Genomic DNA, 18,859 nt, shown 5'->3' on the forward strand with positions numbered 1-18,859 from the left:
ACACCCCGTGGCACAAGAAGTGCTCACCGACCTGAACAAGGTCCGCAACATCGGCATCATGGCTCACATCGACGCCGGCAAGACGACGACGACCGAGCGCATCCTCTTCTACACGGGTGTCAACCACAAGATCGGCGAAACCCACGACGGCGCTGCGACCACCGACTGGATGGAACAGGAGCAGGAGCGTGGCATCACGATCACCTCTGCGGCCGTGACGTGCTTCTGGGACAAGAACCAGATCAACATCATCGACACCCCCGGCCACGTGGACTTCACCGTCGAGGTGGAGCGTTCGTTGCGCGTGCTCGATGGCGCCGTTGCCGTCTTCGATGGCAAGGAGGGCGTGGAGCCCCAGTCCGAGACCGTGTGGCGTCAGGCCGACAAGTACGACGTGCCGCGCATCTGCTTCGTCAACAAGATGGACAAGCTCGGTGCTGACTTCTACTTCACCGTCGACACGATCATCAACCGTCTGAAGGCAAAGCCCCTCGTCATCCAGCTGCCGATCGGTGTCGAAAACGACTTCGTCGGCGTCATCGACCTGGTTGAAAACCGCGCCCTCGTGTGGCCCGGCGACGCCAAGGGTGACGTGACCATGGGCGCCAAGTACGAGATCCAGGAGATCCCTGCCGACCTCGCTGACAAGGCCGCCGAGTACCGCGAGAAGCTCCTCGAAACTGTCGCTGAGAGCGACGAGGCGCTGCTGGAGAAGTACTTCGGTGGCGAAGAGCTCACGGTCGCCGAGATCAAGGGCGCCATCCGCAAGCTCACGATCGCCTCGGAGATCTACCCCGTGCTGTGCGGCTCGGCATTCAAGAACCGCGGCGTGCAGCCCATGCTTGACGCTGTTGTGGACTACCTGCCCTCGCCGCTGGACGTTCCCTCGATCGAGGCTCACGACCCCAAGGACGAAGAGAAGATCATCGAGCGTCACGCCGACGCTGCCGAGCCGTTCGCCGCGCTCGCCTTCAAGATCGTCTCGCACCCCTTCTTCGGTCGCCTCACCTACATCCGCGTGTACTCGGGTCACCTCGACTCCGGTGCGCAGGTGGTCAACGCGACCAAGGGCAAGAAGGAGCGCATCGGCAAGATCTTCCAGATGCACGCCAACAAAGAGAACCCGGTCGACTCGGTCACCGCGGGGCACATCTACGCCGTCATCGGCCTCAAGGACACCACCACGGGTGACACCCTCTCGGATGCCGACAAGCAGGTCGTCCTCGAGTCGATGACCTTCCCGGAGCCGGTCATCGAGGTCGCGATCGAGCCCAAGACGAAGGCTGACCAGGAGAAGCTGGGGCTTGCGATCCAGAAGCTTGCCGAAGAGGACCCGACGTTCCGCGTCGAGCAGAACTCCGAGACCGGCCAGACCGTCATCAAGGGCATGGGCGAGCTGCACCTCGACATCCTCGTGGACCGCATGAAGCGCGAGTTCAAGGTCGAGGCCAATGTCGGCAAGCCCCAGGTGGCGTACCGCGAGACGATCCGCAAGGCCGTCGAGCGCCACGACTACACGCACAAGAAGCAGACCGGTGGATCCGGCCAGTTCGCGAAGATCCAGTTCGCGCTTGAGCCCCTCGAGGTCACGGCCGAGAAGATCTACGAGTTCGAGAACAAGGTCACCGGTGGCCGCATCCCGCGCGAGTACATCGAGCCGACCAACCAGGGCTTCCAGGACGCGATGAACGTCGGTGTCCTGGCCGGCTACCCCATGGTCGGCATCAAGGCGATCCTCATGGACGGCGCGTCGCACGACGTCGACTCGTCCGAAATGGCGTTCAAGATCGCCGGTTCGATGGGCTTCAAGGAGGCCGTCCGCAAGGCGAACCCCGTCATCCTCGAGCCGCTCATGGCGGTCGAGGTGCGTACTCCCGAGGAGTACATGGGGGACGTCATCGGTGACCTGAACTCGCGTCGCGGCCAGATCCAGTCGATGGAGGATGCCGCCGGCGTCAAGGTCGTCCGGGCCCTCGTTCCACTGTCCGAGATGTTCGGCTACATCGGCGACCTGCGCTCGAAGACCTCGGGCCGTGCGGTCTACTCGATGGAGTTCGACAGCTACGCGGAGGTCCCCAGGGCCGTCGCCGACGAGATCGTCCAGAAGAACAAGGGCGAGTGATCGCTCACGGGTGCCGCACCCGCGGCATCCGGTTCTTCGGGGTTACAACTTCACACCAGAAACACACACACCCTCTCGCCTAGACTGAGAGACATCCCCGTAGAGTGCCGGTCGCAATCCAGCGCCCGGAGCTTCTACATGACCGTCCTGAGGAGGACCCAGTGGCTAAGGCCAAGTTCGAGCGGACCAAGCCGCACGTGAACATCGGAACGATCGGTCACGTTGACCACGGCAAGACGACGCTCACCGCGGCGATCTCGAAGGTGCTCGCCGACAAGTACCCGTCGGCCACCAACGTGCAGCGTGACTTCGCGTCGATCGACTCGGCTCCCGAGGAGCGTCAGCGCGGTATCACGATCAACATCTCGCACGTTGAGTACGAGACCCCCAAGCGTCACTACGCACACGTTGACGCCCCGGGTCACGCCGACTACATCAAGAACATGATCACCGGTGCTGCCCAGATGGACGGCGCGATCCTCGTGGTCGCCGCCACCGACGGCCCGATGGCTCAGACCCGTGAGCACGTTCTGCTCGCCAAGCAGGTTGGTGTTCCCTACCTGCTGGTCGCGCTGAACAAGGCAGACATGGTCGACGACGAGGAGATCCTGGAGCTCGTCGAGCTCGAGGTTCGCGAGCTGCTCTCGAGCCAGGACTTCGATGGCGACAACGCCCCCGTCGTTCGCGTCTCGGGCCTGAAGGCTCTCGAGGGCGACGAGAAGTGGACCGAGTCCATCGTCGAGCTCATGAACGCCGTCGACGAGTCGATCCCCGACCCGGTGCGTGACAAGGACAAGCCGTTCCTCATGCCCATCGAGGATGTCTTCACGATCACCGGTCGTGGCACCGTCGTCACCGGCCGCGCCGAGCGTGGCACGCTCGCGATCAACTCCGAGGTCGAGATCGTCGGCATCCGCCCGACGCAGAAGACCACGGTCACCGGTATCGAGATGTTCCACAAGCAGCTCGACGAGGCGTGGGCCGGCGAGAACTGTGGTCTGCTTCTTCGCGGCACCAAGCGCGAGGACGTGGAGCGCGGCCAGGTCGTCGTGAAGCCCGGTTCGGTTACCCCTCACACCAACTTCGAGGGCACCGCGTACATCCTGTCCAAGGACGAGGGTGGCCGTCACAACCCGTTCTTCACGAACTACCGCCCGCAGTTCTACTTCCGCACCACCGACGTGACCGGCGTGATCACCCTCCCCGAGGGCACCGAGATGGTCATGCCCGGTGACACCACTGACATGACTGTCGAGCTGATCCAGCCGATCGCCATGGAAGAGGGCCTCGGCTTCGCGATCCGTGAGGGTGGCCGCACCGTCGGCGCCGGCACGGTCACGAAGATCCTGAAGTAATCTTCGGCACCTGTCGAGAGGGGTCGTCCGCGTCGCGCGGGCGGCCCCTTCGTCGTGTCGGAAACCCCCCGTTTCGGGGATTGTGCGTTGAGAGGGGTCTTTGTTTCGAATCGGTGAACATTGCGTCCCGATTCGCGGCCCCGATTGTGGTATTCACAAAACTGTGGGTAGCCTGGGAGCAACTCGGGGAGGACGAGGGCTGTTCCAGGCAGCGTTGACCTCCGCGCACAACGCCCCCCACGCCGCTGGTCGGCATACACATAACAGACTTTTTCTACGTCGGGGAGACACTATGAAGAGCCTACGTACCAAGATTGCTGCGGTAGCCATCGCGGTTGCTGCGGTCATCGCTGCACCCGCGGCCGCCTCCGCCGCTGGCTACACCCCTTCCGGTCCGACAGCCGGTATCACCGCCTCCGGTTCCTTCACGCCGGGCGGCGCAATCACACTCACTGCTGGTGGATACGCTTCCGGCACTCCGGTGAGCTTCACCGTCACTGGCGAGAACGGCGCCGGCATCACGCTGGCCATGGTGAAGTTCGTTTCGTCGACCTCGCCGGTCTTCGGACCGTACTCGGCCAACGGTTCGGGTGTCGCCAACTCGGCAGGGGTCGTGCTGCCATCCAACGCGAGCGGCACCTACACCGTGACCGCAACCGCACCGGGCTACACCAACCAGACGACGCAGTTCGTTGTCGGGTCGTCTGCCGGTGGCGGCGGCCTCTCCGACACCGGGTTCGATGCGACATCGATGCTCGGGGTCTGGATCGGCGGCGGCGTGCTGCTGCTCGGCGGTGTGCTCGTTACGGTCTTCGCGGCGCGCCGCGAACGCCAGGACGCCTGAGCGCGACCGCACAACCTCAATGAAGGCCCCCGCTTCGGCGGGGGCCTTCATCATGTAGCGGCGCAGCGGATCAATCCCGGTGCGAGTTTGCGACACGCCCGGGATGCACGTAGACTGTTCAGGTTCCACATTCCAAGGCGCACCGTTGTGCGCCTGGATCACTGCCAGGGCAGTGCATAGAACGCGCGAAAGCGCAGAATCTAGGCCGCGGGCAGCAGAACACGTTTCCCACACAGCATCCCTGCTTGTCAGGGTGACACGCGTGCGTGTCGTGCGGGACCGGATGCGCGAGTGTCCGGGTTGACATCAGAACAGCGGTGCAGCATCCGCACTATGCGGAGTGAAGTGCCACGGCGCGCAAGCGCCACGGTGCGTCCAATGCCCGTGCCCCGAACCGATCGGGGTCCAGAGGTAAGACGCGAGAAAAGAGAGTGAGCAGACAATGGCGGGACAGAAGATCCGCATTCGCCTGAAGTCGTACGACCACGCGGGGCTTGACAGCTCGGCGCGCAAGATCGTCGACACCGTGACCCGAGCGGGCGCGACGGTCGTTGGACCCGTGCCGCTTCCGACCGAGAAGAACGTCGTGTGCGTCATCCGGTCGCCCCACAAGTACAAGGACAGTCGCGAGCACTTCGAGATGCGCACCCACAAGCGTCTGATCGACATCATCGACCCGACGCCCAAGGCCGTCGACTCGCTGATGCGCCTTGACCTGCCGGCCGACGTCAACATCGAGATCAAGCTCTGAGGTTCGACATGGCTGACATCAACTCCAAGATTTCGAAGGGACTGCTGGGCACCAAGCTCGGCATGACCCAGGTTTGGGACGAGAACGGCAAGCTCGTTCCCGTCACCGTGATCGAAGTGGCCCCCAACGTGGTCACCCAGGTCCGCACCCCCGAGAAGGACGGCTACAACGCCGTTCAGATCGCCTACGGCCAGATCGACCCCCGCAAGGTGAACAAGCCGCTCTCGGCCCACTTCGAGGCCGCCGGCGTCACCCCGCGCCGCCACCTCACCGAGGTGCGCACGGCCGATGCTGCTGACTACTCACTCGGTCAGGAGCTCACCGTCGACGGCGTGTTCGAGGCCGGTCAACTGGTCGACGTCGTCGGCACCAGCAAGGGCAAGGGCACCGCGGGTGTCATGAAGCGCCACAACTTCAAGGGTGTGTCGGCTTCGCACGGTGCGCACCGTAACCACCGCAAGCCCGGTTCGATCGGTGCCTCCTCGACCCCCAGCCGCGTGTTCAAGGGCATGCGGATGGCAGGTCGCATGGGTGGCGAGCGCGTCACCGTGCTGAACCTCACCGTCCACGCGGTCGACGCCGAGAAGGGGCTGCTGCTCGTCAAGGGCGCCGTTCCCGGCGCGCGTGGTCGCATCGTCTACGTCCGCAACGCAGTGAAGGGTGCCTGATCATGGCTGACTCGACTCTCGCGCTCGACGTCCACAAGGCTGACGGCAAGAAGGCCGGCTCGGTTGAGCTGCCCGCCGCCCTGTTCGACGTCAAGACGAACATCCCGCTCATTCACCAGGTCGTCGTGGCGCAGCGCGCCGCGGCTCGCCAGGGTACTCACTCGACCAAGCGCCGTGGTGAGGTCTCGGGTGCTGGCCGCAAGCCGTTCAAGCAGAAGGGCACCGGTAACGCCCGTCAGGGTTCGATCCGCGCGCCTCACATGACCGGTGGTGGCATCGTCCACGGGCCCAAGCCCCGCGACTACGGACAGCGCACGCCCAAGAAGATGATCGCCGCCGCGCTTCTCGGTGCGCTGAGCGACCGTGCTCGTGGCGACCGCCTGCACATCGTCGACTCGTTCGGCATCGAGGGAGCTCCGTCCACGAAGGCTGCTGTTGCCGTCCTCGGCAACCTCGCCCCGGCGAAGAACGTGCTCGTGGTCGTCACGCGCGACGACGAGACGAGCATCCTCAGCGTTCGTAACCTCGCTTACGTGCACGTGCTCTACGTTGACCAGCTCAACGCCTACGACGTCCTCGTCTCGGACGACATCGTCTTCACCAAGGCTGCCTACGACGCGTTCGTCGCGTCGAAGACCGTCTCCACCCAGGAGGTCTCCGCATGACCGCTGTCAACAAGGACCCGCGCGACATCATCCTGAAGCCGGTCGTCTCCGAGAAGAGCTACTCGCTCATCGACGAGGGCAAGTACACCTTCCTCGTGGACCCGCGTGCGACCAAGACCGAGATCAAGCTCGCGATCGAGAAGATCTTCGGCGTCAAGGTGGCCTCGGTCAACACGATCAACCGCGTCGGCAAGGCCCGTCGCACCCGCTTCGGCATGGGCAAGCGCAAGGACACCAAGCGCGCCATCGTCACGCTGAAGTCGGGCTCCATCGACATCTTCACGGCCGTCGGCTGACAGTCGGGATAGAGGACTAGAGACATGGCAATTCGCAAGTACAAGCCCACGACCCCCGGTCGCCGCGGCTCGTCGGTGGCGGACTTCGCTGAGATCACCCGATCGACGCCCGAGAAGTCGCTCCTTCGCCCCATCGCCAAGACCGGTGGCCGCAACAACCAGGGCCGCATCACGACGCGTCACATCGGTGGCGGACACAAGCGTCAGTACCGTGTGATCGACTTCCGTCGTAACGACAAGGACGGCATCAACGCCAAGGTCGCGCACATCGAGTACGACCCCAACCGCACCGCGCGCATCGCGCTGCTGCACTATGTCGACGGTGAGAAGCGTTACATCCTCGCGCCGAACAAGCTGCAGCAGGGCGACATCGTGGAGTCGGGCCCCTCGGCCGACATCAAGCCCGGCAATAACCTGCCGCTGCGTAACATCCCCACCGGTACCGTTGTGCACGCCATCGAGCTGCGTCCCGGTGGCGGTGCCAAGATGGCCCGCTCGGCAGGTGCAGCGGTTCGCCTCGTCGCCAAGGATGGCCCCTACGCGCAGCTTCGTCTGCCGTCGGGTGAGATCCGCAACGTCGATGCGCGCTGCCGTGCCACGATCGGCGAGGTCGGCAACGCCGAGCAGTCGAACATCAACTGGGGCAAGGCTGGCCGCAAGCGCTGGAAGGGCGTCCGCCCGACCGTCCGCGGTGTCGCGATGAACCCGGTCGACCACCCCCACGGTGGTGGTGAGGGCAAGACCTCCGGTGGTCGTCACCCCGTGAGCCCGTGGGGTCAGGCGGAGGGCCGTACGCGCCACGCCAACAAGGAAAGCGACAAGCTCATCGTCCGCCGCCGCACGGCCGGCAAGAAGCGCAAGTAGGTAGGAACAGAAGATGCCACGCAGTCTCAAGAAGGGCCCCTTCGTCGACGAGCACCTGCTTCGCAAGGTCGTCTCCCAGAACGAAGCCGGGACCAAGAACGTCATCAAGACCTGGTCGCGCCGCTCGATGATCATCCCGGCCATGCTCGGCCACACGATCGCCGTGCACGACGGTCGCAAGCACATCCCTGTGTTCGTGAGCGAGACCATGGTCGGCCACAAGCTGGGCGAGTTCGCGCCCACCCGCACCTTCCGCGGCCACGAGAAGGACGACAAGAAGGGCCGCCGCCGCTGACGCGGTGGCGCAAGAGGAGAGAGAAATGGTGGAGTCCATCGCACGCGTGCGACACATCCGCGTGACCCCTCAGAAGGCTCGTCGTGTCGTCGCGCTCATCAAGGGCAAGCAGGCCGAAGAGGCCCTCGCGATCCTGAAGTTCGCGCCGCAGGGTGCGAGCGAGCCGATCTACAAGCTGGTCGCATCGGCTATCGCCAACGCTCGCGTGAAGGCCGACAACGAGGGAACCTACTTCGACGAGGGTGCGCTGTTCGTCAAGAACGCGTACGTCGATGAGGGAACGACGCTCAAGCGGTTCCAGCCGCGCGCGCAGGGTCGTGCATTCCAGATCAAGAAGCGCACCAGCCACATCACGGTCGTTCTCGCAACGCCCGAGGTCGCTGAGACGGCGCCCGCTGCCAAGACCAAGAAGGCGAGCAAGTAATGGGACAGAAAGTCAACCCGTACGGCTTCCGCCTGGGCATCACCACCGACCACGTGTCGCGGTGGTTCTCGGACTCGACCAAGCCGGGTCAGCGCTATGCGGACTATGTGGCCGAGGACATCAAGATCCGTCGTCTGCTCAAGACGCAGCTCGACCGCGCCGGTGTCAGCAACATCGAGATCGAGCGCACGCGTGACCGCGTTCGCGTCGACATCCACACCGCCCGCCCGGGCATCGTGATCGGTCGCCGCGGCGCCGAGGCTGAGCGCATCCGCGCCGACCTCGAGAAGCTCACCGGCAAGCAGATCCAGCTGAACATCCTCGAGGTCAAGAACCCCGAGGCAGACGCGCAGCTGGTTGCGCAGGGCATCGCCGAGCAGCTGTCTGCCCGTGTCGCCTTCCGTCGCGCAATGCGTAAGGGCCTGCAGGGCGCGCAGCGTGCTGGCGCCAAGGGCGTTCGGATTCAGGTTTCGGGCCGCCTCGGCGGCGCCGAGATGAGCCGGTCGGAGTTCTACCGCGAAGGCCGTGTGCCGCTGCACACCCTGCGCGCGAACATCGACTACGGCTTCTATGAGGCCAAGACCACCTTCGGCCGCATCGGCGTGAAGGTCTGGATCTACAAGGGCGACCTCACCAACAAGGAACTGGCCCGCGAGCAGGCGAACATGAAGCCGGCCCGTGAGCGTGGCGACCGTCGCGACGACCGTCGTGGTCCCCGCCGTGACAACCGCGCCGCTGAGGCCCCGGTCGCAGAAGGAGCGTCGGCATAATGCTCATTCCCCGCAAGGTCAAGTACCGCAAGCAGCACCACCCGGGTCGTGATGGCCAGGCTACCGGTGGCACCAAGGTGTCGTTCGGTGAGTTCGGCATCCAGGCGATCACCCCCGCCTACGTGACCAACCGTCAGATCGAGTCAGCTCGTATCGCGATGACCCGTCACATCAAGCGTGGTGGAAAGGTGTGGATCAACATCTATCCCGACCGTCCGCTGACCAAGAAGCCCGCCGAAACCCGCATGGGTTCCGGTAAGGGTTCGCCGGAGTGGTGGGTCGCAAACGTCAAGCCGGGTCGCGTCCTGTTCGAGGTCGCCGGCGTCAACGAGCAGCTCGCTCGTGAAGCCCTGACCCGTGCCATCCACAAGCTGCCTCTGAAGGCACGCATCATCAAGCGCGAGGAGGGCGACGCGTAATGGCGATCGGCACCAAGACGCTCGCCCCGAGCGAGCTGGACACGTTCGAAGACCAGCGCCTGGTCGAGGAGCTGCGCAAGGCCAAGGAAGAGCTGTTCAACCTGCGCTTCCAGTCGGCCACCGGCCAGCTTGACAGCCACGGCCGCATCCGTGCGGTCAAGCGCGACATCGCGCGGCTGTACACCGTCATCCGCGAGCGCGAGCTCGGCATTCGTGCCACGCCCGCTCCCGTCGAGAAGGCGACCAAGGCGCGCAAGACGAAGGCAGCGAAGTCGGATGACGACGCCGCCGCCAAGGAAGAGGCTGAGTGATGGCCACCACTGACAAGACCACTGAGAAGGCGCCCGCCAAGAAGGCTCCGGCCAAGAAGGCTCCCGCCAAGGCTGCAGCCGAAGAGGCTGTCGTCGAGACCCCGATCGAGGCCGGACACGAGCACTCCGAGCACGACGTTCGCGACCCGAACGCCCGTGGCTACCGCAAGACCCGCCGTGGCTACGTCGTCTCGGACAAGATGGACAAGACGATCGTGGTCGAGGTCGAGGACCGCGTGAAGCACCCGCTCTACGGCAAGGTCATCCGTCGCACCTCGAAGGTCAAGGCGCACGACGAGGCGAACACCGCCGGCATCGGCGACCTCGTCGTCATCAACGAGACCCGTCCGCTGAGCGCTACCAAGCGCTGGCGTCTGGTCGAGATCCTCGAGAAGGCGAAGTGATCTCATGATTCAGAACGAATCCCGCCTCAAGGTGGCGGACAACACGGGCGCGAAGGAGCTGCTGACCATTCGTGTGCTGGGCGGCTCCAACCGTCGGTACGCCGGTCTGGGCGACATCATCGTGGCAACCGTCAAGGACGCGATCCCCGGCGGCAACGTCAAGAAGGGCGATGTCGTCAAGGCTGTCGTGGTGCGTACGGTCAAGCAGACCCGCCGTCCCGACGGTTCCTACATCAAGTTCGACGAGAACGCCGCCGTCATCCTGAAGAACGACGGGGAGCCCCGCGGCACCCGCATCTTCGGCCCGGTGGGCCGTGAGCTTCGCGACAAGAAGTTCATGAAGATCGTCTCGCTGGCCCCGGAGGTCATTTGATCATGGCGAACATCAAGAAGGGTGACCTGGTTCAGGTCATCTCGGGCCCCACGCCCGAGCGCGGCGGCGACCGCGGTAAGCAGGGCAAGGTCCTCGAGGTCCTCGTCGAGCAGGACCGCGTGATCGTCGAGGGCGTGAACTACGTCACCAAGCACGTCCGCGTCGGTCAGACCCAGCGCGGAACGAAGACCGGCGGTCTCGAGACCATCGAGGCGCCCATCCACATCTCCAACGTCCAGGTCGTGGACCCCGAGACGAAGAAGCCGACCCGTGTCGGTCACCGTGTCGAGGAGCAGGTCAAGGACGGCGTGAAGCGCACGGTTCGCGTGCGGTACGCAAAGAAGTCAGGCAAGGACCTCTGAACATGAGCACTGCAACTGCCGTCGAGACTGGCAAAATCCAGCCTCGCCTCAAGCAGAAGTACAACGGCGAGATCAAGAAGGCGCTGCAGGACGAGTTCGGTTACGCGAACGTCATGCAGATCCCCGGCCTCGTGAAGGTCGTCGTGAACACCGGTGTCGGTGAGGCAGCTCGCGACAGCAAGGTGATCGATGGTGCGGTCGACGACCTCACCAAGATCACCGGTCAGAAGCCGGTCGTCACGAAGGCTCGCAAGTCGATCGCGCAGTTCAAGCTGCGTGAGGGACAGGCCATCGGCGCGCACGTCACCCTTCGTGGTGACCGCGCCTGGGAGTTCATCGATCGCCTGGTGAGCCTCGCGCTGCCCCGTATCCGCGACTTCCGCGGACTGTCGGACAAGCAGTTCGACGGCAACGGCAACTACACCTTCGGTGTGCAGGAGCAGTCGATCTTCCACGAGATCAACCAGGACAAGATCGACCGCGTCCGCGGGTTCGACATCACGATCGTGACGTCGGCGAAGACGGATGCCGAAGGTCGCGCCCTCCTGCGTCACCTCGGCTTCCCGTTCCGGGGCACCGAGCAGCAGGCCTGATCCACCTCTGATGTCCCGGGACCTCCGGGGCATCACCACCACAGGTCGGCGTCCGCGTAACGGGCGTCGAAACCTGGTGAACGAAAGAAGAACCCCATGACCATGACAGACCCGGTCGCAGACATGCTGACCCGGCTGCGCAACGCGAACTCGGCGCACCACGACTCCGTGTCGCTGCCGAGCTCCAAGCTCAAGACGCATATCGCCGACATCCTCAAGCAAGAGGGTTACATCTCGGACTGGTCGGTCGAGGATGCCCGCGTGGGCCAGACCCTGACCATGACCCTCAAGTACGGCCCGAACCGGGAGCGTTCGATCGCGGGCATCAAGCGCGTGTCGAAGCCCGGTCTTCGCGTCTACGCAAAGTCGACCGAGATCCCCACGGTTCTCGGCGGACTCGGTGTCGCGATCCTGTCCACCTCCTCCGGTCTTCTCACCGACCGTCAGGCCGAGCAGAAGGGCGTGGGTGGGGAAGTCCTCGCCTACGTGTGGTGATCTGACATGTCGCGTATTGGACGTCTTCCTATCGACATCCCCGCTGGCGTGACCATCACGGTCGAGGGCCAGGATGTCGCCGTCAAGGGCCCGAAGGGTGAGCTCTCGCTGACCGTCGCGCGCCCCATCGAGGTCACCATCGAAGAGGGGCAGGTGCTTGTCACCCGTCCCGACGACGAGCGCGAATCGCGTTCGCTGCATGGCCTGACCCGCACCCTGATCAACAACAACATCATCGGCGTGACCCAGGGCTACACCAAGGGCCTCGAGGTTGTCGGCACCGGGTACCGCGTTGCGCAGAAGGGCAGCTCGATCGAGTTCGCTCTCGGCTTCTCGCACCCCGTGCTCGTCGACCCGCCCAACGGCATCAGCTTCACGGTCGAGGGCAACAACAAGGTCACCGTGAGTGGTATCGACAAGCAGGCCGTCGGTGAGGTTGCTGCCAACATCCGAAAGATTCGCAAGCCGGAGCCGTACAAGGGCAAGGGCATCCGCTACGCCGGCGAGGTCGTGCGTCGCAAGGCCGGAAAGGCTGGTAAGTAACCATGAGCGTCAAGACGAAGTCCGACGCCCGCGCGCGTCGCCACACCCGTCTTCGCAAGAAGGTCGTCGGCACCACCGAGCGTCCGCGCCTGGTCGTCACCCGCTCTGCCCGTCACGTATTCGTGCAGGTCGTCGACGACAGCAAGGGCCACACGCTGGCCTCGGCATCCACCCTCGAAACCGACCTGCGGTCGTTCGACGGTGACAAGACCGCCAAGGCCCGCAAGGTCGGCGAGCTCGTCGCCGAGCGTGCGAAGGCAGCCGGCGTCGCCGACGTCGTGTTCGACCGTGGCGGCAACCGCTACGCGGGACGTGTCGCGGCGATCGCCGACGGCGCCCGCGAAGGAGGTCTGAACCTGTGAGCGAGAACAACAACCCCGTGGAGAACGACGTGACCACTGCCGAGGGCACCGAGCCGGTTGCCGAGGCCACCGCGGCCGAGGGCGCCGCGACGACCGAGCGCGAGCGTGAGCCGCGCCGCGGCAGCCGCGAGCGCAACCCCAACCGGGACCGCAACTCGCGTGACCGTGGCGACAACCAGTTCCTGGAGCGTGTCGTCACCATCAACCGTGTCTCGAAGGTCGTGAAGGGTGGACGTCGGTTCAGCTTCACCGCCCTCGTGGTCGTCGGTGACGGCAACGGTGTGGTCGGCGTTGGCTACGGCAAGGCCCGTGAGGTCCCGCTGGCGATCTCGAAGGGTGTCGAAGAGGCCAAGCGCAACTTCTTCCGCGTCCCGCGCTCCGGCTCCACCATCCCCCACCCCGTGCAGGGTGAGGCGGCAGCCGGTGTGGTGCTCCTGCGTCCCGCAGCTGCCGGTACCGGTGTTATCGCCGGCGGTCCGGTGCGTGCGGTGCTCGAGTGCGCCGGCATCCATGACGTTCTGTCGAAGTCGCTCGGCTCGTCGAACACGATCAACATCGTGCACGCGACCGTGGAGGCGCTCCAGCAGCTCGAGGAGCCGCGTTCGGTTGCCGCTCGTCGTGGTCTTGACTTCGACCAGGTCGCTCCGGCTCGTCTCGTCCGTGCCGAAGCTGAGGCTACGGCCGCACAGAAGGTAGGTGCCTGATGGCTGCTCGGCTGAAGGTGACCCAGGTCAAGTCCAAGGTGAGCGAGAAGCAGAACCAGCGTGACACGCTGCGCTCGCTCGGTCTCAAGCGGATCGGCGACTCGGTCGTCCGTCCCGACGACGCGCAGACGCGCGGTTACGTCAAGACCGTCGCTCACCTCGTGAAGGTTGAGGAGATCGACTAATGGCAGACAACGAGAACGTCGAGGCTGCAGAAGCAGTAGCCGCGGCGCCCAAGAAGGCCCCGGCCCGCAAGGCTCCGGCCAAGGCTGCTGCCGACGCGCCCGCTGAGAAGAAGGCACCCGCGCGCAAGGCTCCGGCCAAGGCGGCTGCTGACAGCGACGCCCCGGCAGAGAAGGCAGCGCCCGCCAAGAAGGCTCCGGCCAAGGCGGCGGCAAAGAAGGATGTCGCACCCGCGACCCGTCCCGGTGTGCTGAAGGTGCACCACCTTCGTCCGGTTCCCGGCGCCAACACGGCGAAGACCCGAGTCGGCCGCGGTGAAGGCTCGAAGGGTAAGACCGCGGGCCGCGGTACCAAGGGCACGAAGGCCCGCTACCAGGTCAAGGTCGGTTTCGAGGGTGGGCAGATGCCGCTGCACATGCGCACCCCGAAGCTCCGTGGTTTCAAGAACCCGTTCCGCGTGGAGTACCAGGTCGTGAACCTTTCGACGCTGGCCGAGCTCTACCCGAAGGGTGGAGAGGTCACCGTCGGTGACCTCGTGGCCAAGGGCGCAGTTCGCAAGAACGAGAAGGTCAAGGTCCTCGGTGACGGCGACATCTCGGTCAAGCTCACCGTGACCGTCGACAAGGTTTCGGGTTCGGCCGAGCAGAAGATCATCGCTGCCGGCGGGTCCGTAGCGACCGCCGCCTCGGCGAAGTAGTACCTGGAAAGAGGGGCCGGAGAGATCTCCGGCCCCTCTTTCGGTTAGCCTGGACGTTGGCGCGCCCGAGCGTGTCGGCATCCCCCTTGGAGGAATCCTCTTGTTCAGCGCCATCGCGCGGGTGTTCCGCACTCCCGACCTTCGTCGCAAGATCGGGTTCACCCTGGCCATCATCGCCTTGTATCGCTTCGGCGCGCACGTGCCCACACCGTTCGTGGACTTCCCGAACGTGCAGCAGTGTCTTCGGGAGTCGACTGGCACTGAGGGTCTGCTTGCTCTCGTCAACTTGTTCTCCGGTGGGGCTCTGCTCCAGCTGTCGATCTTCGCCCTGGGCGTCATGCCCTACATCACTGCGACGATCATCGTGCAGCTGTTGCGCGTGGTCATCCCTCACTTCGAGGCGCTCTACAAGGAGGGCCAGGCGGGGCAGGCGAAGCTCACGCAGTACACCCGCTACCTGACGATCGCGCTCGCGCTCCTGCAGTCCACGACGCTGGTCACCGTTGCCCGCAGCGGTCAGCTGTTCGGCACGTCAAGCGTGCCCGAGTGCCAGCAGCTGCTCACCAACGACGCGTGGTGGGCGCAGTTGCTCATGATCATCACGATGACAGCCGGTACTGGCCTCATCATGTGGTTCGCCGAGCTCGTTACCGAGCGCGGTATCGGCAACGGGATGTCGATCCTGATCTTCACCTCGATCGCCGCCGCCTTCCCCGCCTCGCTCTGGGCGATCTGGCAGTCGCGTGGTTTCGAGACCTTCTTGCTCGTCGTCGCTGTCGGGATCGTGGTGGTCGGGCTCGTGGTGTTCGTCGAGCAATCCCAGCGCCGCATCCCGGTGCAGTACGCGAAGCGGATGGTGGGTCGTCGCACCTACGGCGGAACCAACACCTACATTCCGATCAAGGTCAACATGGCCGGCGTCGTGCCCGTCATCTTCGCCTCGTCGTTGCTGTACATCCCGGCGCTCATCGCGCAGTTCAACCAGCCTGCGGCGGGGGAGACGGCAGCTCCGTGGGTCGTGTGGATCAGCAACAACCTCACCAACGGTGACAGCCCGATCTACATGATCGTGTATTTCCTGCTCATCGTCGGCTTCACCTACTTCTACGTCGCGATCACCTTCAACCCGGTCGAGGTCGCCGACAACATGAAGAAGTACGGCGGGTTCATTCCCGGCATCCGTGCTGGCCGCCCGACTGCCGAATACCTCGACTACGTGCTCACCCGCATCACTCTTCCCGGCTCGATGTACCTGGGTCTGATCGCTCTGCTTCCGCTGTTCGCGCTGGCGCTGGTCGGGGCGAACCAGAACTTCCCGTTCGGCGGGGCCTCCATCCTGATCATCGTCGGCGTGGGCCTTGAGACCGTGAAGCAGATCGACGCACAGCTGCAGCAGCGACACTACGAAGGGCTTCTCCGATGACGCGCTCCGCCGACCTTCCCTCCGCTCGCCTGCTGATCGTCGGGCCGCAGGGCTCGGGTAAAGGCACGCAAGGGGTTCGCCTGGGCGAAGCGCTCTCGATCCCCGTGATCTCGACCGGAGACGTGTTCCGCGCCAACGTGAGCGCCGGAACGCCGCTCGGTCAGCAGGTCAAGGCGATCATCGAAGCTGGCGATCTCGTGCCCGATTCCCTCACGAGCGAGATCGTGCGGGATCGCCTCACGCAGGATGACGCGAGCAATGGCTTCTTGCTGGACGGCTATCCCCGCAACCTCGGTCAGGTCGGTGACCTCGATGCGTTCCTCGAGGGCCGCGGCCAGGCACTGGACGCCGTCATCGAGCTCTCTGTTCCGCGCGATGAGTCGATCGCGCGCCTGAGCCAGCGTGCCATCGAGCAGGGGCGGACCGATGACACCGAAGAGGTCATCGCCAACCGGCTTGCCATCTACGAGCGTGAGACCGCGCCCATCCTGGACGTGTACCGCGAGCGGGGGATCGTCGACGCGATCGACGGCGTCGGCTCGCTCGACGAGATCGCTGACCGTATCGCCGCCGCCCTTGCTGCGCGCGGCATCACCGGCTGACCGGGCGTCGTGCTGCGTCGATCGATGTACAAGACCCCCGCTCAGTTGCGAGCGATGGTCGAGCCGGGGCTGATCACTGCCGCTGCCCTGGATGCGGTTCGCGAGCTCGCCGCGCCGGGGGTCACGACGCTCGAGCTGGATGCCGCGGCATCCGCGGTGATCACCGGTCGAGGCGCGCGTTCGAACTTCCAGCTCGTGCGCGGCTATCGGCATACGGTATGCGCGTCGGTGAACGAGCAGGTTGTGCACGGCATTCCAGGCGGGTATGTCCTGCAGCCGGGTGACATCCTCTCGGTTGATGCCGGAGCCGAGTATCACGGCTGGAACGGGGACTCCGCGTTCACCGTCGTCTTGGCAGACCCCGATCGGCCAGAGCTCGTGGCGGCACGCCAGCAGCTCTCGGATGTCACGCGCGGATCGCTCTGGGCCGGCGTCGCTGCCCTCGCGAAGGCGTCGCACGTCGGTGAGGTGGGAGCGGCGATCGAGAGCTATGTCGAAGATCACGCGCCCGAAGGCGGGTACGGCATTCTTCGGGACTATATCGGGCACGGGATCGGTCGGAAGATGCACGAGGCGCCGCCGGTGTTCAACTACCGCACGAGCGACCCGGGGGCCGAGGTGCGACCGGGTCTTGTGCTGGCCATCGAGCCCATGGTCGTCGCCGGCGATCAAGCGACGTTCGTCGAGGATGACGACTGGACAGTTTCGACCGACGACGGCACAGACGGCTCACATTGGGAACATAGCGTTGCCGTGCACGATGGTGGTATCTGGGTGCTGACGGCGCCCGATGGCGGCGCCGCGGAGCTCGCTCCGTTCGGTGTCACCCCGCAACCGATCGCCGGGGCCTGAGCGGCGCACGCTGGCAGGCCCGACGGACACCCCATCCGAAGGAAGCAAACATGGCAGCAACCACGAAGTCGAGCAATTCGTTCGCCATCTGGGTCAGCGTCGCGGTTGTGGCGGCGCTCGTCCTGGTCGGAGCTCTCGTGGTGTGGATGAACAACACGGCATCGGCACCAGGGCCTGTTCCGGCTGCCGCGAACATCAACACCGAGACCGGTGGGATCGCAGTCGGCGACGGGGCGAACAGCGTAGACACCTACGTCGACTTCATGTGCCCCTATTGCAACCAGTTCGAACAGACCGAGGGTGAGACCATCCAGCAACTCATCGATGACGGGTCGATCACGCTGAACGTCCACCCCGTCTCGATCCTCGACCGGGCATCGCAGGGCACCAAATTCTCCACCAGGTCGGCAAGCGCGGCCTACTGCGTTGCCGAGTCGGACCCCGATGCACTGCTGGACTTCATAACCGCCATGTACGCCCAGCAGCCGGCCGAGTCCTCGCCAGGACTGACCGACGACGAAATCGTCGCGATCGCCGAAGGCGCGGGGGCCACCAACTCCAGCGCGTGCATCAGCGATGGCACCTACATGGACTTCGCGACGACGATGACCCAGAACCTCCCGACGAACCCTGCCACGGGCGGGGCGAGCACGCCTGCGCTCGTCGTCAACGGAGAGTACGTAACCGTGACCTACGATCCGCAGACCGACATTGTCGCTCGCCTGAACTGAGCGCGACCGGCCCACCCAGCCGAACGGCCGCAGCAACGGCCACACATAGCACCCGGAGGAAGACACCATGGCAGCTCCCGCAAAGAAGAACAGCTATTTCGCCATCTGGATCAGCGTCGCCGTGGTTGCGGCACTGGTTCTGGTGGGTGCCCTGGTGGTGTGGATGAACAACACCGCGGCCGCTCCGGGTGCTGCACCGGAGGGGCCGGGCATCAACTCCTCGACCGGCGCGATCGTGGTCGGCGAGGGCGCTGACGAGGTCGACGTCTGGTTCGACTTCTACTGCCCTCACTGCCAGGACTTCGAAGACATCTACGGCCCGACTCTCGACGAGCTCGTCACTTCGGGAGACATCACCCTGAACCTGCATCCTGTCGCCCTGTCGGGCCTGAATGCGGCATCCGGTACCGACTTCTCGAAGCGGTCGGCCAGCGCGCTCTACTGCGTCGCGACGCAGGACACCGATGCTGCCTTCGCGTTCACCCAGACGCTCCTGACAGCTGATGTCACCGGTTCAGGATGGACGGATGAGCAACTCATAGCCCTCGCGGCCGATTCCGGGGTGACGGGGATCGACGAGTGCGTCACCCAGCGCACGTACGTCGATTTCGTCGACGCACAGACGCGGGAGATTCCGGTGAGCCCGCAGGGCGGGCAGGGAACACCGACGCTGGTGATCAACGGCGAGTACATCGCCCTCACCGGCGACGTGAACGTCGACATCGTCGACCGGCTGAGCTAACACTCGTCG

General features: G+C 64.9%; 28 protein-coding genes. All 28 read left to right on the forward strand.

Annotated elements, in window-relative coordinates:
• Window positions 1-7: 7 nt before the first annotated feature.
• The 28 genes from fusA to BGO47_RS06415 all read left to right on the forward strand — a co-directional run bounded on the left by fusA (window position 8) and on the right by BGO47_RS06415 (window position 18,850).
• The gene (gene fusA, locus BGO47_RS06280; RefSeq protein ID WP_292709638.1) at window positions 8-2,122 is read left to right on the forward strand and encodes an elongation factor G; all 2,115 of its coding nucleotides are present in this window, start codon (window positions 8-10) and stop codon (window positions 2,120-2,122) included.
• 161 nt (window positions 2,123-2,283) lie between these two features.
• On the forward strand, window positions 2,284-3,477 hold the full coding sequence (gene tuf, locus BGO47_RS06285) for an elongation factor Tu (protein ID WP_292709640.1): 1,194 nt from the start codon (window positions 2,284-2,286) through the stop codon (window positions 3,475-3,477).
• 292 nt (window positions 3,478-3,769) lie between these two features.
• The gene (locus BGO47_RS06290; RefSeq protein ID WP_292709642.1) at window positions 3,770-4,321 is read left to right on the forward strand and encodes a hypothetical protein; all 552 of its coding nucleotides are present in this window, start codon (window positions 3,770-3,772) and stop codon (window positions 4,319-4,321) included.
• 442 nt (window positions 4,322-4,763) lie between these two features.
• Window positions 4,764-5,072 carry a 30S ribosomal protein S10 gene (rpsJ, locus tag BGO47_RS06295; protein ID WP_013584016.1) on the forward strand — a complete coding sequence of 103 codons (309 nt, stop codon included), beginning with the start codon at window positions 4,764-4,766 and terminating at the stop codon, window positions 5,070-5,072.
• 8 nt (window positions 5,073-5,080) lie between these two features.
• Entirely contained in the window at window positions 5,081-5,740 is a 660-nt protein-coding gene (gene rplC / locus BGO47_RS06300; RefSeq protein ID WP_292709644.1) for a 50S ribosomal protein L3, read from the forward strand.
• Between the two features lie 2 nt (window positions 5,741-5,742).
• Window positions 5,743-6,405 (forward strand): 50S ribosomal protein L4, encoded by a 663-nt coding sequence (gene rplD, locus BGO47_RS06305; protein ID WP_228177323.1) that lies wholly within the window; start codon window positions 5,743-5,745, stop codon window positions 6,403-6,405.
• The gene (gene rplW, locus BGO47_RS06310; RefSeq protein WP_195692935.1) at window positions 6,402-6,701 is read left to right on the forward strand and encodes a 50S ribosomal protein L23; all 300 of its coding nucleotides are present in this window, start codon (window positions 6,402-6,404) and stop codon (window positions 6,699-6,701) included. Before rplD ends, rplW begins: the two co-directional genes overlap by 4 nt.
• A gap of 24 nt (window positions 6,702-6,725) precedes the next feature.
• A complete protein-coding gene (gene rplB / locus BGO47_RS06315) occupies window positions 6,726-7,565 on the forward strand; it encodes a 50S ribosomal protein L2 (RefSeq protein ID WP_292709649.1) in 840 nt (279 codons plus the stop codon).
• 13 nt (window positions 7,566-7,578) lie between these two features.
• Complete coding sequence (gene rpsS, locus BGO47_RS06320) at window positions 7,579-7,860, forward strand: 30S ribosomal protein S19 (protein ID WP_018187348.1); 282 nt, start codon at window positions 7,579-7,581, stop codon at window positions 7,858-7,860.
• A gap of 25 nt (window positions 7,861-7,885) precedes the next feature.
• Window positions 7,886-8,284, forward strand: a complete 399-nt coding sequence (rplV, locus tag BGO47_RS06325; protein WP_292709654.1) for a 50S ribosomal protein L22 — start codon at window positions 7,886-7,888, stop codon at window positions 8,282-8,284.
• The gene (gene rpsC, locus BGO47_RS06330; RefSeq protein WP_292709656.1) at window positions 8,284-9,054 is read left to right on the forward strand and encodes a 30S ribosomal protein S3; all 771 of its coding nucleotides are present in this window, start codon (window positions 8,284-8,286) and stop codon (window positions 9,052-9,054) included. The genes rplV and rpsC overlap by 1 nt, the downstream gene beginning before the upstream one ends.
• Window positions 9,054-9,473: a 50S ribosomal protein L16 gene (gene rplP, locus BGO47_RS06335; RefSeq protein WP_292709658.1), complete on the forward strand. Its 420-nt coding sequence runs from the start codon at window positions 9,054-9,056 to the stop codon at window positions 9,471-9,473. The genes rpsC and rplP overlap by 1 nt, the downstream gene beginning before the upstream one ends.
• Window positions 9,473-9,784 carry a 50S ribosomal protein L29 gene (gene rpmC, locus BGO47_RS06340; RefSeq protein ID WP_228177320.1) on the forward strand — a complete coding sequence of 104 codons (312 nt, stop codon included), beginning with the start codon at window positions 9,473-9,475 and terminating at the stop codon, window positions 9,782-9,784. Before rplP ends, rpmC begins: the two co-directional genes overlap by 1 nt.
• Window positions 9,785-9,888: 104 nt before the next feature.
• Entirely contained in the window at window positions 9,889-10,188 is a 300-nt protein-coding gene (gene rpsQ / locus BGO47_RS06345) for a 30S ribosomal protein S17 (protein ID WP_292709944.1), read from the forward strand.
• 4 nt (window positions 10,189-10,192) lie between these two features.
• Window positions 10,193-10,561 carry a 50S ribosomal protein L14 gene (gene rplN / locus BGO47_RS06350; RefSeq protein WP_292709660.1) on the forward strand — a complete coding sequence of 123 codons (369 nt, stop codon included), beginning with the start codon at window positions 10,193-10,195 and terminating at the stop codon, window positions 10,559-10,561.
• A gap of 2 nt (window positions 10,562-10,563) precedes the next feature.
• Complete coding sequence (rplX, locus tag BGO47_RS06355) at window positions 10,564-10,923, forward strand: 50S ribosomal protein L24 (protein ID WP_228177317.1); 360 nt, start codon at window positions 10,564-10,566, stop codon at window positions 10,921-10,923.
• Between the two features lie 2 nt (window positions 10,924-10,925).
• Complete coding sequence (rplE, locus tag BGO47_RS06360; RefSeq protein WP_292709662.1) at window positions 10,926-11,516, forward strand: 50S ribosomal protein L5; 591 nt, start codon at window positions 10,926-10,928, stop codon at window positions 11,514-11,516.
• A 96-nt stretch (window positions 11,517-11,612) separates the two neighbouring features.
• Window positions 11,613-12,011: a 30S ribosomal protein S8 gene (rpsH, locus tag BGO47_RS06365; RefSeq protein ID WP_292709664.1), complete on the forward strand. Its 399-nt coding sequence runs from the start codon at window positions 11,613-11,615 to the stop codon at window positions 12,009-12,011.
• A 6-nt stretch (window positions 12,012-12,017) separates the two neighbouring features.
• Window positions 12,018-12,554 (forward strand): 50S ribosomal protein L6, encoded by a 537-nt coding sequence (rplF, locus tag BGO47_RS06370; protein WP_292709666.1) that lies wholly within the window; start codon window positions 12,018-12,020, stop codon window positions 12,552-12,554.
• 2 nt (window positions 12,555-12,556) lie between these two features.
• Complete coding sequence (rplR, locus tag BGO47_RS06375; protein ID WP_228177314.1) at window positions 12,557-12,916, forward strand: 50S ribosomal protein L18; 360 nt, start codon at window positions 12,557-12,559, stop codon at window positions 12,914-12,916.
• The gene (gene rpsE / locus BGO47_RS06380; protein WP_292709667.1) at window positions 12,913-13,620 is read left to right on the forward strand and encodes a 30S ribosomal protein S5; all 708 of its coding nucleotides are present in this window, start codon (window positions 12,913-12,915) and stop codon (window positions 13,618-13,620) included. Before rplR ends, rpsE begins: the two co-directional genes overlap by 4 nt.
• Complete coding sequence (gene rpmD, locus BGO47_RS06385) at window positions 13,620-13,805, forward strand: 50S ribosomal protein L30 (protein WP_023954062.1); 186 nt, start codon at window positions 13,620-13,622, stop codon at window positions 13,803-13,805. Before rpsE ends, rpmD begins: the two co-directional genes overlap by 1 nt.
• On the forward strand, window positions 13,805-14,500 hold the full coding sequence (rplO, locus tag BGO47_RS06390; RefSeq protein WP_292709674.1) for a 50S ribosomal protein L15: 696 nt from the start codon (window positions 13,805-13,807) through the stop codon (window positions 14,498-14,500). Before rpmD ends, rplO begins: the two co-directional genes overlap by 1 nt.
• Before the next feature lie 100 nt (window positions 14,501-14,600).
• Window positions 14,601-15,923, forward strand: coding sequence for a preprotein translocase subunit SecY (gene secY, locus BGO47_RS06395; RefSeq protein WP_292709676.1), 1,323 nt, complete (start codon window positions 14,601-14,603; stop codon window positions 15,921-15,923).
• Window positions 15,920-16,525, forward strand: a complete 606-nt coding sequence (locus BGO47_RS06400; protein ID WP_292709678.1) for an adenylate kinase — start codon at window positions 15,920-15,922, stop codon at window positions 16,523-16,525. Before secY ends, BGO47_RS06400 begins: the two co-directional genes overlap by 4 nt.
• A gap of 24 nt (window positions 16,526-16,549) precedes the next feature.
• Window positions 16,550-17,377, forward strand: coding sequence for a type I methionyl aminopeptidase (gene map, locus BGO47_RS06405; RefSeq protein ID WP_292709680.1), 828 nt, complete (start codon window positions 16,550-16,552; stop codon window positions 17,375-17,377).
• Window positions 17,378-17,427: 50 nt separating this feature from the next.
• Window positions 17,428-18,108 carry a thioredoxin domain-containing protein gene (locus tag BGO47_RS06410; protein WP_292709682.1) on the forward strand — a complete coding sequence of 227 codons (681 nt, stop codon included), beginning with the start codon at window positions 17,428-17,430 and terminating at the stop codon, window positions 18,106-18,108.
• A 67-nt stretch (window positions 18,109-18,175) separates the two neighbouring features.
• On the forward strand, window positions 18,176-18,850 hold the full coding sequence (locus BGO47_RS06415; protein ID WP_292709683.1) for a thioredoxin domain-containing protein: 675 nt from the start codon (window positions 18,176-18,178) through the stop codon (window positions 18,848-18,850).
• Window positions 18,851-18,859: the final 9 nt, after the last annotated feature.

Origin of the sequence: Microbacterium sp. 67-17 (assembly GCF_001898325.1) — a bacterium.
Taxonomy (GTDB): Bacteria; Actinomycetota; Actinomycetes; order Actinomycetales; family Microbacteriaceae; genus Microbacterium; species Microbacterium schleiferi.

Bases quoted from the DNA above. Each gene is read 5' to 3' on its own strand.
- BGO47_RS06290 (WP_292709642.1), top strand. From the start codon at position 3,770: ATGAAGAGCCTACGTACCAAGATTGCTGCGGTAGCCATCGCGGTTGCT.
- rpsJ (WP_013584016.1), top strand. From the start codon at position 4,764: ATGGCGGGACAGAAGATCCGCATTCGCCTGAAGTCGTACGACCACGCG.
- rplC (WP_292709644.1), top strand. From the start codon at position 5,081: ATGGCTGACATCAACTCCAAGATTTCGAAGGGACTGCTGGGCACCAAG.
- rplD (WP_228177323.1), top strand. From the start codon at position 5,743: ATGGCTGACTCGACTCTCGCGCTCGACGTCCACAAGGCTGACGGCAAG.
- rplW (WP_195692935.1), top strand. From the start codon at position 6,402: ATGACCGCTGTCAACAAGGACCCGCGCGACATCATCCTGAAGCCGGTC.
- rplB (WP_292709649.1), top strand. From the start codon at position 6,726: ATGGCAATTCGCAAGTACAAGCCCACGACCCCCGGTCGCCGCGGCTCG.
- rpsS (WP_018187348.1), top strand. From the start codon at position 7,579: ATGCCACGCAGTCTCAAGAAGGGCCCCTTCGTCGACGAGCACCTGCTT.
- rplV (WP_292709654.1), top strand. From the start codon at position 7,886: ATGGTGGAGTCCATCGCACGCGTGCGACACATCCGCGTGACCCCTCAG.
- rpsC (WP_292709656.1), top strand. From the start codon at position 8,284: ATGGGACAGAAAGTCAACCCGTACGGCTTCCGCCTGGGCATCACCACC.
- rplP (WP_292709658.1), top strand. From the start codon at position 9,054: ATGCTCATTCCCCGCAAGGTCAAGTACCGCAAGCAGCACCACCCGGGT.
- rpmC (WP_228177320.1), top strand. From the start codon at position 9,473: ATGGCGATCGGCACCAAGACGCTCGCCCCGAGCGAGCTGGACACGTTC.
- rplN (WP_292709660.1), top strand. From the start codon at position 10,193: ATGATTCAGAACGAATCCCGCCTCAAGGTGGCGGACAACACGGGCGCG.
- rplX (WP_228177317.1), top strand. From the start codon at position 10,564: ATGGCGAACATCAAGAAGGGTGACCTGGTTCAGGTCATCTCGGGCCCC.
- rplE (WP_292709662.1), top strand. From the start codon at position 10,926: ATGAGCACTGCAACTGCCGTCGAGACTGGCAAAATCCAGCCTCGCCTC.
- rpsH (WP_292709664.1), top strand. From the start codon at position 11,613: ATGACCATGACAGACCCGGTCGCAGACATGCTGACCCGGCTGCGCAAC.
- rplF (WP_292709666.1), top strand. From the start codon at position 12,018: ATGTCGCGTATTGGACGTCTTCCTATCGACATCCCCGCTGGCGTGACC.
- rplR (WP_228177314.1), top strand. From the start codon at position 12,557: ATGAGCGTCAAGACGAAGTCCGACGCCCGCGCGCGTCGCCACACCCGT.
- rpmD (WP_023954062.1), top strand. From the start codon at position 13,620: ATGGCTGCTCGGCTGAAGGTGACCCAGGTCAAGTCCAAGGTGAGCGAG.
- rplO (WP_292709674.1), top strand. From the start codon at position 13,805: ATGGCAGACAACGAGAACGTCGAGGCTGCAGAAGCAGTAGCCGCGGCG.
- BGO47_RS06400 (WP_292709678.1), top strand. From the start codon at position 15,920: ATGACGCGCTCCGCCGACCTTCCCTCCGCTCGCCTGCTGATCGTCGGG.
- map (WP_292709680.1), top strand. From the start codon at position 16,550: ATGTACAAGACCCCCGCTCAGTTGCGAGCGATGGTCGAGCCGGGGCTG.
- BGO47_RS06410 (WP_292709682.1), top strand. From the start codon at position 17,428: ATGGCAGCAACCACGAAGTCGAGCAATTCGTTCGCCATCTGGGTCAGC.
- BGO47_RS06415 (WP_292709683.1), top strand. From the start codon at position 18,176: ATGGCAGCTCCCGCAAAGAAGAACAGCTATTTCGCCATCTGGATCAGC.